Source organism: Corynebacterium sp. Marseille-P3884 (assembly GCF_017942225.1).
GTDB lineage: Bacteria > Actinomycetota > Actinomycetes > Mycobacteriales > Mycobacteriaceae > Corynebacterium.
Genome location: NZ_JAGKSD010000002.1, coordinates 1 through 13,509, shown reverse-complemented (window position 1 = coordinate 13,509; position 13,509 = coordinate 1). Strand labels below are relative to the sequence as shown.

Annotated in this window: 16 protein-coding genes and 1 pseudogene; 6 read left to right on the top strand and 11 right to left on the bottom strand. The window is 63.6% G+C overall.

Annotation, left to right across the window (positions count from 1 at the left end; all coding sequences use genetic code 11):
* The 3 genes from dop to J5Y21_RS01105 are packed head-to-tail and all read right to left on the bottom strand — an operon-like array spanning position 1 to position 3,561.
* Positions 1 to 1,512: a depupylase/deamidase Dop gene (gene dop / locus J5Y21_RS01115; RefSeq protein WP_210571905.1), complete on the bottom strand. Its 1,512-nt coding sequence runs from the start codon at positions 1,510 to 1,512 to the stop codon at positions 1 to 3.
* A gap of 11 nt (positions 1,513 to 1,523) precedes the next feature.
* Positions 1,524 to 2,171, bottom strand: coding sequence for a TrkA family potassium uptake protein (locus J5Y21_RS01110; protein ID WP_349236899.1), 648 nt, complete (start codon positions 2,169 to 2,171; stop codon positions 1,524 to 1,526).
* A 37-nt stretch (positions 2,172 to 2,208) separates the two neighbouring features.
* A complete protein-coding gene (locus J5Y21_RS01105; RefSeq protein WP_349236898.1) occupies positions 2,209 to 3,561 on the bottom strand; it encodes a potassium transporter TrkG in 1,353 nt (450 codons plus the stop codon).
* A gap of 116 nt (positions 3,562 to 3,677) precedes the next feature.
* Here J5Y21_RS01105 and J5Y21_RS01100 point away from each other — a divergent pair, with 116 nt between their 5' ends.
* Both J5Y21_RS01100 and J5Y21_RS01095 read left to right on the top strand, forming a co-directional pair.
* A complete protein-coding gene (locus tag J5Y21_RS01100) occupies positions 3,678 to 3,917 on the top strand; it encodes a hypothetical protein (protein WP_210571904.1) in 240 nt (79 codons plus the stop codon).
* Positions 3,907 to 4,245 (top strand): type II toxin-antitoxin system PemK/MazF family toxin, encoded by a 339-nt coding sequence (locus tag J5Y21_RS01095; protein ID WP_210571903.1) that lies wholly within the window; start codon positions 3,907 to 3,909, stop codon positions 4,243 to 4,245. The genes J5Y21_RS01100 and J5Y21_RS01095 overlap by 11 nt, the downstream gene beginning before the upstream one ends.
* Positions 4,246 to 4,262: 17 nt before the next feature.
* On the opposite strand, the gene pdxS is transcribed toward J5Y21_RS01095, so the two are convergent.
* Positions 4,263 to 5,153, bottom strand: a complete 891-nt coding sequence (gene pdxS / locus J5Y21_RS01090) for a pyridoxal 5'-phosphate synthase lyase subunit PdxS (RefSeq protein ID WP_210571893.1) — start codon at positions 5,151 to 5,153, stop codon at positions 4,263 to 4,265.
* Positions 5,154 to 5,273: 120 nt separating this feature from the next.
* On the opposite strand from pdxS, the gene J5Y21_RS01085 reads away from it, so the two are divergent.
* On the top strand, positions 5,274 to 6,623 hold the full coding sequence (locus J5Y21_RS01085; protein WP_349236897.1) for a PLP-dependent aminotransferase family protein: 1,350 nt from the start codon (positions 5,274 to 5,276) through the stop codon (positions 6,621 to 6,623).
* Here the strand turns inward: J5Y21_RS01085 and J5Y21_RS01080 are convergent.
* From J5Y21_RS01080 to J5Y21_RS01065, 4 genes are all read right to left on the bottom strand, one after another.
* Positions 6,620 to 6,961 carry a hypothetical protein gene (locus J5Y21_RS01080; protein ID WP_210571888.1) on the bottom strand — a complete coding sequence of 114 codons (342 nt, stop codon included), beginning with the start codon at positions 6,959 to 6,961 and terminating at the stop codon, positions 6,620 to 6,622. The two genes, J5Y21_RS01085 and J5Y21_RS01080, sit on opposite strands and share 4 nt — an antisense overlap.
* Positions 6,962 to 7,126: 165 nt before the next feature.
* Positions 7,127 to 8,620 carry a proteasome ATPase gene (gene arc / locus J5Y21_RS01075; RefSeq protein WP_210571886.1) on the bottom strand — a complete coding sequence of 498 codons (1,494 nt, stop codon included), beginning with the start codon at positions 8,618 to 8,620 and terminating at the stop codon, positions 7,127 to 7,129.
* An 11-nt stretch (positions 8,621 to 8,631) separates the two neighbouring features.
* Positions 8,632 to 9,465, bottom strand: a complete 834-nt coding sequence (locus tag J5Y21_RS01070) for a tRNA (adenine-N1)-methyltransferase (protein ID WP_210571883.1) — start codon at positions 9,463 to 9,465, stop codon at positions 8,632 to 8,634.
* Positions 9,466 to 9,492: 27 nt separating this feature from the next.
* On the bottom strand, positions 9,493 to 10,689 hold the full coding sequence (locus tag J5Y21_RS01065; RefSeq protein ID WP_210571882.1) for a M18 family aminopeptidase: 1,197 nt from the start codon (positions 10,687 to 10,689) through the stop codon (positions 9,493 to 9,495).
* A 27-nt stretch (positions 10,690 to 10,716) separates the two neighbouring features.
* Between J5Y21_RS01065 and J5Y21_RS01060 the strand changes: the two genes are divergently transcribed.
* Positions 10,717 to 11,610: a RecB family exonuclease gene (locus J5Y21_RS01060; RefSeq protein WP_210571880.1), complete on the top strand. Its 894-nt coding sequence runs from the start codon at positions 10,717 to 10,719 to the stop codon at positions 11,608 to 11,610.
* A 2-nt stretch (positions 11,611 to 11,612) separates the two neighbouring features.
* Here J5Y21_RS01060 and J5Y21_RS01055 read toward each other — a convergent pair.
* Positions 11,613 to 11,828, bottom strand: a pseudogene (locus J5Y21_RS01055) (formate--tetrahydrofolate ligase); the annotation flags it as partial.
* Between the two features lie 162 nt (positions 11,829 to 11,990).
* Here J5Y21_RS01055 and J5Y21_RS01050 point away from each other — a divergent pair.
* Positions 11,991 to 12,923 (top strand): hypothetical protein, encoded by a 933-nt coding sequence (locus J5Y21_RS01050; RefSeq protein ID WP_210571878.1) that lies wholly within the window; start codon positions 11,991 to 11,993, stop codon positions 12,921 to 12,923.
* A 13-nt stretch (positions 12,924 to 12,936) separates the two neighbouring features.
* On the opposite strand, the gene J5Y21_RS01045 is transcribed toward J5Y21_RS01050, so the two are convergent.
* Positions 12,937 to 13,182 (bottom strand): hypothetical protein, encoded by a 246-nt coding sequence (locus J5Y21_RS01045; protein ID WP_210571876.1) that lies wholly within the window; start codon positions 13,180 to 13,182, stop codon positions 12,937 to 12,939.
* An 87-nt stretch (positions 13,183 to 13,269) separates the two neighbouring features.
* Between J5Y21_RS01045 and J5Y21_RS11750 the strand changes: the two genes are divergently transcribed.
* On the top strand, positions 13,270 to 13,395 hold the full coding sequence (locus tag J5Y21_RS11750; protein WP_282597843.1) for a hypothetical protein: 126 nt from the start codon (positions 13,270 to 13,272) through the stop codon (positions 13,393 to 13,395).
* A gap of 14 nt (positions 13,396 to 13,409) precedes the next feature.
* Here the strand turns inward: J5Y21_RS11750 and J5Y21_RS01040 are convergent.
* Positions 13,410 to 13,509 (bottom strand): formate--tetrahydrofolate ligase (locus J5Y21_RS01040; RefSeq protein WP_210572255.1); only part of this gene is annotated, 100 nt, incomplete at its 5' end.

Sequence of the window (13,509 nt, the reverse complement as noted above, 5' to 3'; positions counted from 1 at the left end):
CTACTTTCCGTCCACGAGCGCAGCGACGAGGTCGTCCACGCCCGCCGCACGGTCGAGCAGCTCCCCGACTTCCTCACGCGTGAATTCGTCCACTGCATTCAACGCCACGGTCCGCGGGCCCTGCGCAGTCTCGAACTGGATCGCCTGCCAACTAGAGGCGATCACGTCCTCGCCGAATTCGGCTGCGACGCGTCCGCGGAAATACGCCCGCGAATTCTCCGGCGGGTGCGCCGCGGCGTGAGCGATCTCCTCCTCGGTCGCCAGCGTACGCATCCGTCCGGCACGCACGAGCGCGTGGTACAGCGACTTCGCTGGGTCAATATCCGCGTACTGCAGATCCACCGCCTTCAACTTGGCGGCGCTCCACGGCACACCGCGGTCGACATACCCCTTGATCAGTGCATATTTCGCCGTCCAATCCAACCTGTCCGCCGTCGACAACGGGTCGCGCTCAAGGTCGCCGAGCACCTCGTCCCACAGCTCGAGCACACGCTTATCGACGCTCCCCTGTTCCCCTTCCCCACCGCTTACCCTGCGCAGATACTCGCGCTGGAGTGAGATGGGGGTGAGGCAGCGGCCGTCGCTAAGCGAAAGCTCGTGTCTAAGCGTGAGGTCGCGCGATGTGGCCTTGAGCTCGGCGACCGGGTTTTTCAAGCGCAGGTCGCTGAAATCAACGCCGTTTTCGATCGCGTCGAGGACGAGCTTCGTGGTGCCGATTTTCAGGAAATTCGCGTAGTGCGACATGTTGGCATCACCGATGATGACGTGCAGGCGGCCGAACTGCGTCGCATCCGCGTGCGGCTCGTCGCGTGTGTTGATGATGCCGCGGTTCAGCGTCGTCTCCAGCGAGACCTCCTGGAAGAAATAGTCCGCGCGCTGCGAGATCTGGAAGCCGTCCTGCTCGCCTTCCTCGCCGATGCCCACGCGCCCGGCGCCCGCGAAAATCTGCCGGGTAACGAAGAACGGGATGAGCCCCGCCGCGATCTGTTCAAACGGCGTGTCCCGCGAGTACTGGTAGTTCTCGTGCGAACCGTACGAGGCACCCTTGCCGTCGACGTTGTTCTTGTAGAACTTCAGCGGCGGGCACGGATCGTGCCCCTCGAGCACGCTGACGCCCTCGTTATAAAGCTGCGCGACACGCTCCGCCGCCTGGCGCAAGATGAGGTCCCCCGCCGCGTCGTACACCATCGCGCTGTAGGCGTCGGCGACCTCCGGCGAGGAGTATTCCGGGTGTGCATGGTCGACGTAGAACCGCGCCCCGTTGGACGTGACCACATTCGCCACCCCGATCGCGTTCGGCGCGACGACCGGGACCGTGTGGTAGCGCTTCAAATCGAAACCTCGACTGTCTTTGAGCGGGTGCTCGGCCTGGTAGTCCCAGCGAGCGCGGGCCGCCGTATTCATCGCCGCATACGCCACCACCGCGTGCGTCGAGCTCACGATCGGGCTCAGCGCTTGGTCGTCTGGCGTGGTGATTCCGTATTCCGTCTCCGTGCCGATGAAACGCGTCATGTTTTCCGAGCCTAGCGGGTCAGATTTTCAAGGGCTGCAGGGCTACCGCCCGCGATGATGATGTCCGACGGGGCGATCACCGTCTCGGGCGTACTCGGGTGAAAGTCCCCGTCCGCACCGCGCACCGCGATGATCTGCACCCCCTTGTCGCGCCACACGCTATCCAACGGCTTACGCTGCTCCACCAGCGCCGCCGGGGCGCTCATGCACGTCACTGAATAGCCCGGGGCAATCTCCGCGAACTCCCGGAACTGGCCTCCGAGCAGGTGAGCCACGCGGCGGCCGGTGTCCCGTTCAGGGTGCACAACGTGGTGAACACCCAACTGCTTCAGGATGCGGCCGTGCGCCTCCGAATTCGCCTTCGCCCACACATCGGGCACGCCGGACTCGATCAGGTTCGAAGCGGTGAGGATCGATGCTTCGAGCTGGTTGCCCACCGCGAGGACGACGTGCTTGATGTCGTCAAGTCCCAGCTGGACCAGCGCGTCTGCGTCCGTGGCATCGGCGACGACAGCCTCGGTGAGAAACGGGGCAGATTCGCGCACCACCTTCGCGTTGGAGTCGACGCCGAGGACCTCCACTCCGTTCGACGTCAGCTCCGAGGCCAGCGAAATACCGAACCGGCCGAGGCCGACCACCATGACCGGGGCGATATTCAACTGATTGCTGCGCCTCCCCTTCGGCGCTCGGAATGGATTAACCAATGAAAGGCCTTTCTTCTGGGTAGCTGAAACGACGGTTCACAGCATTCGTTGCGAGAGCCGCGACCAATGTCACCGGACCAATGCGTCCTAGATACATAATCAAGCACAAGATGACCTGGGACGGGCCCGACAGGCCCGCCGTGATTCCGGTGGACAGTCCCGCAGTGCCGAAAGCCGACAGCACCTCGAAGGTGACCTGGTCTGCAGTGCACGCAGGGTCGAGCATCCGGATCGCCCCAACGCCGACTGCTACGACCACCAGCCCTGCCACTGCGAGCGCCAACGCCTGCCGCACCACCGCTTCTGGCACGGTCCGCTTACCGACGGATGTTTCAGCCCGCCCCCTGAACTCCGACGCCACGGCCGCGATGAGCACCGCAGCCGTAGTCACCTTGATACCGCCTGCGGTGCCCGCGGACCCGCCGCCGATGAACATGAGCACGTCCGTGCCCATGAGGGTGATCGGGTGGGCATCACCGTAGTCAACCGTGTTGAAACCGGCGGTGCGCGGCGATGCGCCCGTGAAGAAGGCGTTGAGGAGTTTCTGCCAGACCGGCATCCCAGCGAGCACGCCGTTCCACTCAGACACGGCCACTAAGAACATGCCGGCGAGCAGCAGCACCGCCGTCGCAATGAATGTGAGCCGCGCAGTCAACGAAATACGCCGCGCCCGGGTCGTGCGGTACCTCACACGATTGACGATCTCCGCCCACACCGGATAGCCGATTCCTCCGCCGATGAGAGCCGCCGCGATAGGAAGGAGGATGAACGCATCGGCCGCAAACGGCACGAGATTCTCACTCTCCGTGCTGAACCCCGCGTTATTGAATGCCGACACCGCGTGGAACACGCCCTCCCACAGTGCTCTACCGAGCGAGTGGTGATACTCCAGGGCGAACCGCAGTGTCAGCGCCACGGCGATCACAGCTTCAGCCGCCACAGTGAAAAGCAGTGTGAACACCAGCGTGCGCTTCACACCGCCGCTGGTCATCGGACGCCCCTCAGCCGCACCTGTGCGCCGCGACCGCAAACTCACCTTTCCGGTGATCACCATTCCCGACAGCGACGCCAGCGACATGATTCCCAGACCGCCCAGCTGGATCAGCAGGAGGACCACCGCCTGGCCGAAGGGAGTCCAGTACGTGCCCGTGTCTTCGACGATCAATCCCGTCAGAGACACCGCCGATGTCGCGGTGAAGAACGCCGGAAAAAACGGCGTCCACTGGTCGCCCACCGCCGAGATAGGCAGAGTCAGCAGGAATGTGCCCGCCAGAATCAGCACGATGAAGCCCACGGCAGTCAGACGCGCCGGGCTGATTTGCCCGATAATGGGCGAATTTTTCACGGGAGCAAACACTACTCCGCTCCAGCTACTAGCGGAAGAGCTGATGTGGCCTATCCCCTCGCCGTTTCAAGGGATCGGAGTTCCATTGCATCCCATTATGGGATACGATCTGTTACATGAGTACTCCGACCAGGCAAATCTCCCTCCGCATTTCCGAGCCGCTAGTCAGTGCGATGGATGAAGCAGTCAAGTCCGGCCTGGTGCGGAGCCGGGCCGAGCTTGTCGACGGAGCCGTCGAGCGCGAACTCCGCCGCCTCATCACCCTGCGGGATCTGGAGACCATTGCCGCGAATCCCGACCCCGAGATCGACTTCATCGTCAACGCGGCGAAAGGGCGTGTCAGCTTTGACGATTAACGCGGACGGCGCCCACGAACGCCGCGAGATCAGGCTGGTCAGACTCGATAAGGTACGCCCAGCAGTGATTCTCACGCGTCAACTAGCCGTGGGAAGCTTGTCCACTGTCACCGTTTTGCCGGTCACGTCGACGATTCGGGGATTGGCCACCGAGGTCGTGCTGGACGAAGCCAACGGGCTCGACCATGTCAGCGTCGCCAACACCGACAACGTGATGACCGTCCCCAGAGACGACGTTTTAGGCCACGTCGGCTACCTCTCTTTCACCCAGGAGAAGCAGCTCGCATCCGCACTCGCCTTCGCGTTCAACCTCGAAATAAGGCTCTGATCTGAGTTTCCGGTGCGCTACCAGCCGCGCTCTGCGAGACGGTGCGGCGCTGGGAGATCAGCGACGTTGATGCCGACCATGGCTTCGCCCAGGCCGCGCGAAGCTTCCGCGACTGCCGCGATGTCGTCGTAGTTCTTCGTCGCCTTCACGACGGCGGCCGCGCGCTCGGCTGGCTTGCCAGACTTGAAGATGCCGGAACCGACGAACACGCCGTCCGCACCGAGTTGCATCATCAGCGCGGCATCCGCCGGAGTGGCCACACCGCCGGCGACGAACAGCGGTACCGGAAGACGGCCGTGCTCTGCGACCCACGCGACCAATTCGTACGGCGCCTGAAGTTCCTTGGCGGCGACGTAGAGTTCGTCGCGGTTGCCGTTCCACTTCGCCTGCAGTCCGGCGATCTCAGCGGTGATGGTGCGCAGGTGCTTCGTCGCCTCCGACACATCGCCCGTGCCGGCCTCACCCTTGGAGCGGATCATTGCCGCACCTTCGTTGATGCGTCGCAGGGCCTCCCCCAGATTCGTCGCGCCGCACACGAATGGCACATCGAACGCCTTCTTGTCGATGTGGTTGACGTAGTCCGCCGGGCTCAGGACCTCTGATTCATCCACGTAGTGAACGCCCAGGTGCTGCAGAACCTGCGCCTCGACCGTGTGGCCGATGCGCGCCTTCGCCATCACGGGCACATCGACCGCGGACAAGATTCCTTCGATCAAGTCCGGATCGGACATGCGCGCGACACCGCCCTGCGCGCGGATATCAGCGGGAACGCGCTCGAGCGCCATCACAGCGGCGGCGCCAGCTTCGGCCGCGATGGTCGCCTGCTCCGGCGTGACCACATCCATGATCACCCCGCCGCGGAACGAATCGGTCAATTCAGTCTTGGACATATCTGTTGTAAACGTCATGCGCCCCAGCATCGCCCGCCGACTGGTAGATTCCAAGAGCCAGCAGTTCGCTATTTTATTGGACCAGTTGCATTGCTTATCGACGTCACCCGCTCCCTCCCCATCCCCCTCACCACCCAAGTGGCAGCCTCAATCCGGTCCGCCATCTCCTCTGGTGCACTCCGCCCCGGCGACGAGGTTCCGTCGACCCGCGTGCTCGCCCGCCAAGCAGGCGTGTCCCGCGGCACCATCGTCACGGCCTACGACCAGCTCATCAGCGAGGGTTACCTCACCGCCACGCAGGGAGCGCCAACGCGAGTGAACCCGTCGTTGCCCGATACTGATTCGCGTTCCGCGCAACCAGTCCCGCCAACACCGAGCGCCAAAGCAATTCCCCGCCCGCCACGCAGCTCCCCGTCGGTGATCTCTCTGAAACCGTCCTCCGGACATGCCGGAGCCATCCGCCCTGCGGCGTGGCGGCAGGCGTGGCGCGAAGCGGCCGCGGACCCCGCCGTCGTGACGGAACCGACAGGTCAACAACAGCTGCGCCAAGCGATCGCGGAGCATCTGCGGATGGGGCGGGGATTGAACGTCGATAAGCGTGATGTCGTGGTGACGGGCGGAACCCGCGAAGGCCTCGTCCTTGTGCTTACTGCGGTGGCGGGCGGGAACCGCTTGCGCGTCGGCGTGGAAGATCCCGGCCACCCGGGGCTACGCAACGTCATTCCACTAACGGGGCATACGTCAGTGCCATGCCCTGTCGACGACGCCGGTGTGAATCTCGATACACTGCCGAACGATCTCGATGTACTGCTGGTCACCCCGTCCTACCAGTACCCCCTCGGCGCATCGATGCCCGCTACGCGGCGGCGCGCCCTCCTTGACTGGGCCGCCGAAACTGACACGGTCATCATTGAAGACGATTTCAACGCTGAACTGCGCTACCGCACCTCCCCTGTCCCGCCGCTCGCAGCCCTGCAGACCAGCGCGCATGTGGTCACGTTGGGAACATTTTCAACCCTGCTCACTAGGTCTGTCGCTGCCGGTTACGTGGCCTCGACGTCGCCCCCGGCGGAGGACATTCGCCGCACCCGCGCGGTCATGGGCATGCCCGTCGCCGCAGTCACGCAGCTGGCCATCGCCCACTTGCTGCGCAACGGGCATGTGCGCCGGAACACGAAAGCAGTGCACAACCGCCTCGCCAAACGCCGGGAGATCGTTGCCGCCGAGATCATCCCGCAGCTGCTGCGGCACGGCGCCACAGTCACCGAGATGGCTGAATCCAACGGCGTCGACCTCGCCGTCACCTTCCCGAGCCCGTCCGCACGCGATACCTTTGCACGCCAGCTGGCGGACCAAGGCATAGAAAGTGGCCGCCTCGACGCCCTGTGGTCAGGACGCGATGACGGCCTTGTCGTGAGCTTCGCTCACCTTAGCGAGTCAGACTTCCGCAAAGTGCTGGAGGTGATGCGAAGCGGCAGTTCGACTTAGAACGGGAGCTTGCCACCCTGGGACTGCAGGAAGTTGACGATGCCGGCGAGCAGTGCCAGGCCAGCCAGGCCACCGAAGACACCGCCGATGATCTTCTTCTGCTTGTCGTCGAGGGAGGAACCCTCGCCGTCCTTGCCGTTGCTGCTGCCTTCGCCGTCCTTGCCGTTGCTGCTGCCTTCGCCGTCCTTGCCACCGTCGGAGGACAGGCTGGACTGCTGATCGTCTGCGGCGGTGAGCTCGTCGTTGGCCACAGACTGCGCGAACGCCTGCGGTGCGACAGCGAGGGATGCGGTCAGCAGACCTGCGGCAATACCGGTGCTGATCTTAGTGAGCTTCATTGCTATCTCCTTCTAGTTTCCCGGACGCTTTCCGGGGTTCATGTGCAATTTCTACGTCGCGGTTCCGTAATGCCGTCGACTTGCTTCGCAATGTTAGGGGTCAGAAACAGTGTTGTCTACGAATATATCGTTGATTTCCGTAAAAACGTTCTGGCAATTCACTGGCTACAGCACTTCAGCTGCGACAACACGCTTTCCTGTTCGGCCAGTAATTCGGGCCCATTCGTCCGGATTAGAGACATTCGGCATGTCTTCGCTTTCGTCCTGCTCGGCGCGCACTGCCGCGCGGAGGTGCTCCACAGTCACGCCGCGGCCACGCCCATCGATCTCGTCTTTGATCGCGAGCTTCTTCGCGCGGTCGACAATATTCGCGATCATCGCGCCCGAGATGAAATCCGCATAATGCAGGGTCTCTTCCGAGCCATCCACCAACGTGAGTTTCACATAGGGGCGGGGAGCAAAGAGCTTATCGACGGCAGCGTCGATAAGCATCTCCGTGCTGTCCTCGCTTGGGACGCTGTCGGTGAGGTAACGCGCGAAGATTTCTTTTGCCTCCGCGCGATCTGGGCGGTCGATGCGGATTTTGATGTCCAGGCGCCCGGGGCGCAGAATCGCTGGGTCGATGAGCTCTTCGCGATTCGTCGCACCGATCACGATGACGTTCGCGATGTCCTCGACGCCGTCGATCTCGGTGAGCAACTGCGGCACCACCGTCGTCTCCATGTCGGAGGAGACACCCGAGCCACGCGTGCGGAAGATCGACTCCATCTCGTCGAAGAAGATGATCACCGGGCGCCCCTCCCCTGCAAGCTCGCGGGCGCGCTCGAAGATGAGGCGGATCCGGCGCTCCGTCTCGCCGACGTATTTATTGAGCAGCTCCGGGCCTTTGACGTTGAGGAAGTGCGCCGCACCTCCGTCCCCGATCCGCGACGACAGCGAATTCGCCACCGCCTTCGCGATCAACGTCTTGCCGCAGCCCGGCGGACCGTACAACAGCACGCCTTTCGGTGGCTTCAAGTCGTAGGTCTTGTACAAATCCGGATGTGTGAACGGCAGCTCCACCGAATCGCGGATCGTCTCGATCTGGGTGCGCAAACCGCCAATATCGTCGTAGGTGACACCCGGGACTTCCTCGAGGGAGAGCTGGTTGACCTCCGTCTTCGGAATCCTCTCGAAGGCGTAGCCAGCCTTCGCGTCGATGAGCAGAGTGTCGCCCGCGCGGGCTTTCTCTTGCAGCTTCTGTGTCAGGTGAACGACCTGCTCCGCACCCTGCATGTCCGCGACGATCGCGCGGTCGTGCCCGATCCGCTCTGATAACGTCGCCAGCTGTCCCGTCGTGGAGTACCCGCACGCCTCAACGACGACCGAACCTTCGCCGAGGCGGACCAGCCCGCCCGGAGTCAGCGTTCCCGGCTCTACTGCCGGCGACACATGAAGACGCATGCGACGGCCAGAGGTGAACACCTCCGCCTCCTGACCGCGACGCGCCGGGCCAAGGTAGATGCCGTACGTCGACGCTGGGTCCCCCAGCGCCTCCACCTGAGCATTGAGATCCTTCAGCTTGTCCCGCGACGACTTCAGCAGCTCGGCGAGTTGCTTATTGCGGGCGGACAGTGCGCGGTTCTGGGCCTTCAGCTCGGCCGGATCGGGGTGGGTCATGCCTTCCGAGCTTATCGACGGGCCCGGCGCTGCGGCCGCGGCGGGGTCACCCCGTCGGCAAGCCTGCGCGTCCAGACGAGGAACGCGGTGTGCGCGTTCATCCGGTGCTCCGGGCGCGTGGCCAGCCCCTCGACTTTCCACTCACGCAGCAGCGTCTCCCACGAACGCGGCTCCGTGAAGCATTTCGCCTCGCGGATCGTCTCGACGATATTCATCAGCTGAGGCACCGTCGTCACGTACGTCATGAACACGCCGCCGGGGATGAGCACGTTTTTGACCGTGTCGATGAACTGCCACGGCTCCACCATGTCGAGAATGACGCGGTCCACAGGCCCGCCGAGCTCTTCTGCTGTGATCTCCTCGAAATCCCCCAGCTTCGGAGTCCACCAATCAGGTGCACCGCCGAAATAATCGGCGACATTGTCGCGGGCGAACGCCAGGTGGTCATCGCGGATCTCATAAGAGAACACGTGGCCCGTCGGACCGACCGCGCGCAGAAGCGACATCGTCAACGCGCCCGAACCAGCTCCCGCTTCGAGGACGCGCGCGCCCATGAAGATATCACCCTCCACGAGCACCTGCCCGGCGTCCTTCGGGTAGATCACAGCAGCGCCGCGCGGCATCGACAGGACGTGGTCCACGAGCAGGTGGCGGAAGCAGAGAAAGTCGGCGCCCAGCGTCGACTTGGCCACGGTGCCTTCGTCCGCGCCAATGATGTCGTCGTGGTTGACGATGCCTTTATGCGAGTGGAATTGCCCGCCCGGGGTCAGCTCGATGGTGAAGTGGCGGCGCTTCGCGTCCGTCAGCTGGACTTTGTCGCCGGGTTGAAATGGTCCGGAGTACATCGCTCTCCTGTTTCGTGGATCTGTGTCTTATGCGCCAGCAAAGTATGCCGTAAGCGCGTCGGTGAACCATAGTTGGTCCTGAATGCCCACCAGCTCACGCGCCGAATGCATCGACAGCAACGGCACACCCACATCGACGGTGGGAATGCCCAGCCGCGTCGCTGAAATCGGCCCGATCGTCGAGCCGCACGGCACAGCATTGTGCCCGACGAAAGTCTGCACCGGCACCGAGGCCGCCCGGCACGCCCGAATCCACGCAGCCTCAGTCGCCGCGTCCGAGGCGTAGCGCTGGTTCGCGTTGATCTTCAGCACCGGCCCTCGGTTCATCAGCGGACGGTGTGTCGGGTCGTGCTTGCCCGGATAATTCGGGTGCACCGCGTGCGCCGCGTCAGCCGAGACGAGCAGCGAATTCGCGTACACCTCGAGCGGGTCGCCGAGTTCCCGTGCGAGACGGGTAAGCACCCGTTCCAGCAAAGGCCCGCCGGCGCCCGTCGTCGAGGCAGAGCCGACCTCCTCGTGGTTGAAGGCGGCGAGAACGAGCACGTCTTCCGCGTCGTCTTTCGCGGCCAGCATGGCCTTAAGCGACGCGTGCACACTGCTCAGATTGTCCATGCGACCTGCCGCCAAGGTGTCGCCGAGCACCTCAGGTTTCTGGGCATCAGCAGAGATCAGCTCGTGGGCGACGATATCCTCAGCCGGCACACCGAGCTGCTCGGCGACGATCTCTAGGATTGGACGGTCCACGCCCATGATCGGCTGCATGTGCACCTGGCGGTCGATCTCGGGGGCGTCGCCGCGGTAGAGGTGGATCGCCAGATTAGGGACGCGGGCGATGGGAGGGGTGGAAACGGTGTGGGTGGAGCCGTCGATAAGCGCTACTCGCCCTGCAAACCGCAACTCGCGGTCGAACCACGAGCTGAGGATCGGCCCGCCGTAGACCTCGACCGCGAGCTGGCGGAACCCTTCGCGCACCACGTCCGGGTCAGGCTTGAGCATGAGCCCCGGCGAATCCGTGTGCGAGCCGATGATGCGCATACGCGGGCGCGGGTTTTCCGGGATCCACCACGCGATGACAGCGCCACCTTGCACGAGCACATGGCCGCCTGCCTCAGTACCCGCGTCCTCGCTAAAGCCCGCCGCGACAAGGGCGTCGCGCACATTTTCCGCCGCGTGGAACGCGCTCGGGCTCGCCGCCAGGAACTCTGCGAAATCGCTGATCTGCATGCTTCCTACTCTAGGATGTAGTCCGATATGACTCCACGACCGCTCGCCCTGTCCCCCTCCCGCGCCAACGACTACCAGCAATGCCCGCTGAAATACCGCCTGCGCGCGATCGACCGCATCCCCGAACCGAAAACAGAGGCGCAGGTCAAAGGCACGCTCGTCCACGCCGTCCTCGAGACAATGCACGCATGGCCACGCGAGAAGCGCACCTTCCCCGCCGCGGTCAAGCAGATCAAGCCAGCGTGGGCGCAGCTTATCGACGACGACCCCTCCGTCACCGACCCCATCCCCGATGAACACAAACTGTTCGTGGACGCCCGTGATCTCCTCCGCGGCTATTTCCACATGGAAAACCCCTTAGGCTTCGACTCGCACGAGCAGGAAATGTACGTCGACACCGTCCTGCCCAACGGCGTGCCTGTGCGCGGCTTCATCGACCGCGTCGACATCGCCCCGACCGGGGAAATCCGTGTCGTCGACTACAAGACCGGCAAGAAACCCCTGCCCCGCTATTCCGCCGAAGCACAGTTCCAGATGCGGTTCTACGCGCTTGTGTACTGGCGTTTATTCGGCACCATCCCGCACCAGCTGCGCCTGATGTATCTGAAGGTGATGGACTCGATGTTCCTCACCCCATCCCGCGAGGAACTCGAGTACTTCGAGCGCGACTTAGGCGACCTGTGGTCCAAGATCGAGGCCGACGGGCGCAGCGGCAACTTCCGCCCGAAGACCTCCAAGCTCTGCAACTGGTGCGCCTTCCAGAAGCTGTGCCCCGCATTCGACGGCACACCGCCGCTGTACCCGGGGTGGCCGGGGTCCACCGCCGACGTTTCCGTCAGTGCAGCCGAGCCCACCTGCGGGGATGCGGGCGCTACCAGCGGCGTCGAGGAGCCGCCCGCGGGCGTGCACCCGACCGACTAGCGCTAGAACAGGCCGCTGATCGTACCGTCTGTGTCGACGTCGATGTTGTTGGCGGCGGGTACCCTAGGAAGGCCCGGCATGGTCATGACGTCGCCGGTGAGCACCACGACAAAGCCAGCTCCCGTGCGCGGCAGGAGGCGCTGCACGTGCAGGGTATGGCCCTGAGGTGCGCCGAGTGCGGTCGGGTCATCCGAGAAGGAGTACTGCGTCTTCGAGATGCACCTTTTTGCGAACCGTCGCAACGTCACCCTGCAGGGTCTGGGCACGGTCGCAGTTGCCGAAATGACCCGTGGAACAGCGCGTGCGCTCGATCTGGACATGACTCAGTAAAGCGTTTCGACCTACTCAACACCACTCCCGATTGTGCCAATATGGTACATATGGGATACGACACGAACTTCCTGATCCTGGATCCTCGAGCCGTCGAAGTCTGTTCGGCCTATGTGCTAGGCGACGCGTCAGAAATTGACCTACGACCATGGGCCGAATATGCCATGATGATGCGTGTCATCCGCCACCGCGCCAAGGCTTGGGCACTCAAAGCGCCCCGGCAAGGGGCACTGGAATCTACCGTTCACGTCTGGGGGCGACCATTCCTGACCGCAGGCGAGACTGCAGACGAAGTGGCCGCGCGCGTGCAGCAGTGGCTCTCTTCCAGCCCTGCGAACGTCGACGATCTGGCTCGCGAAAACCTGCGGGCTATCTGGCACGACCAGCCCAACGTCGACGCGCTCATTGCACAGGCCGACCCCGGTGATGACTGGTTGCGTCTGACACCAGACGACTTACGTTATGAAGTTTGCGGACAGCTGGACAGGCTCCGTAGTGCTGTGAAGGCTTATGAGTCTGGCCGAGGTAGCGACCCCGCCCCCGATTCCGCTGGTGACCAGTCGAACACCGAACTTCTCGAACGGGCCTGTTTCAACTTCACCGTGAATGTGGTCTCACACAGTCCCGGCTGGATGTCGCGCGGAAACACGATCGCTTCGATTAGCTGGTTGGGCGGCGACCGGTTTCCGCTGGCGGCCAAGCTTGAATCGCGCTTGCCCGGGCTCTCTGTCCAGGCCGAGAAATGTGCCCCCGAAAATTATTGCGTGGGAATGACCGTGGGACCCAAGAATTTGGACCAGCTACCCCAAGAAGTCACCGACGACAACGTTCGCGTGTTCGCGTGCCAGCTGCGTGGTGACGAAGAGTATGCCCGAAAAGAGCTGACGAAGATGGTCGAGTCGGTGGTCACTGCACGCACGCTCAAATGGGGCTGGTGCGAAGCCAGTGAGGTCTACTCGGGGGCCGAAGGGCGAATGAACTGACCCAGCAGGCGCTTTAGAACAGCGACCCGTCGTCGTCTTCGCGTTCGCGCCCAATGTGGGCAGTGGGGTCATCCCCTAAGTTTGGACCGCCGGTTGCCATGCCTGTGTTGGTCGCTGAGGTCGCAGCAGCTTCCTGACTCCCGTCTGGTGGCTCTGTGGTTTCCTGCGATGAGGTGGCCACGGGAACGGTTCCAACCGCGTCGATCTTGGAGTCGAGTGGCTGTCCCGATGCGTCGCGCTTGGACAGTTCGGCTGGCAACTGTCGAGCTCCACCCGTTGCGGCTGAAGCCTGTGGCGATGGACCAGCGAACCCCAGAACCAATTCTGTTTCGTCTTTGAGGAACCGGTGTGCGCGCACACCGCCGGCTCCACGGCGGACGAGCCCGAATCCGGCGACGCAGCCGAGCCGACCAGCGCCGACGGCGGCAGCGGTGCCGAGGAGCCGCCCGCAGGCGAGCACCCCACCGACTAGCTCGGGCGAGTCGGCTAGAACAGGCCGCTGATCGTGCCGTCGGCGTCGACGTCGATGTTGTTGGCGGCGGGCACCTTCGGCAGGCCCGGCATGGTCATGACGTCGCCGGTGAGC

What these genes read in the sequence shown, in the direction of transcription:
- dop (WP_210571905.1), bottom strand. Translation starts at nt 1,512, where the DNA reads ATGACGCGTTTCATCGGCACGGAGACGGAATACGGAATCACCACGCCA.
- J5Y21_RS01100 (WP_210571904.1), top strand. Translation starts at nt 3,678, where the DNA reads ATGAGTACTCCGACCAGGCAAATCTCCCTCCGCATTTCCGAGCCGCTA.
- pdxS (WP_210571893.1), bottom strand. Translation starts at nt 5,153, where the DNA reads ATGACGTTTACAACAGATATGTCCAAGACTGAATTGACCGATTCGTTC.
- J5Y21_RS01080 (WP_210571888.1), bottom strand. Translation starts at nt 6,961, where the DNA reads ATGAAGCTCACTAAGATCAGCACCGGTATTGCCGCAGGTCTGCTGACC.
- arc (WP_210571886.1), bottom strand. Translation starts at nt 8,620, where the DNA reads ATGACCCACCCCGATCCGGCCGAGCTGAAGGCCCAGAACCGCGCACTG.
- J5Y21_RS01070 (WP_210571883.1), bottom strand. Translation starts at nt 9,465, where the DNA reads ATGTACTCCGGACCATTTCAACCCGGCGACAAAGTCCAGCTGACGGAC.
- J5Y21_RS01065 (WP_210571882.1), bottom strand. Translation starts at nt 10,689, where the DNA reads ATGCAGATCAGCGATTTCGCAGAGTTCCTGGCGGCGAGCCCGAGCGCG.
- J5Y21_RS01060 (WP_210571880.1), top strand. Translation starts at nt 10,717, where the DNA reads ATGACTCCACGACCGCTCGCCCTGTCCCCCTCCCGCGCCAACGACTAC.
- J5Y21_RS01050 (WP_210571878.1), top strand. Translation starts at nt 11,991, where the DNA reads ATGGGATACGACACGAACTTCCTGATCCTGGATCCTCGAGCCGTCGAA.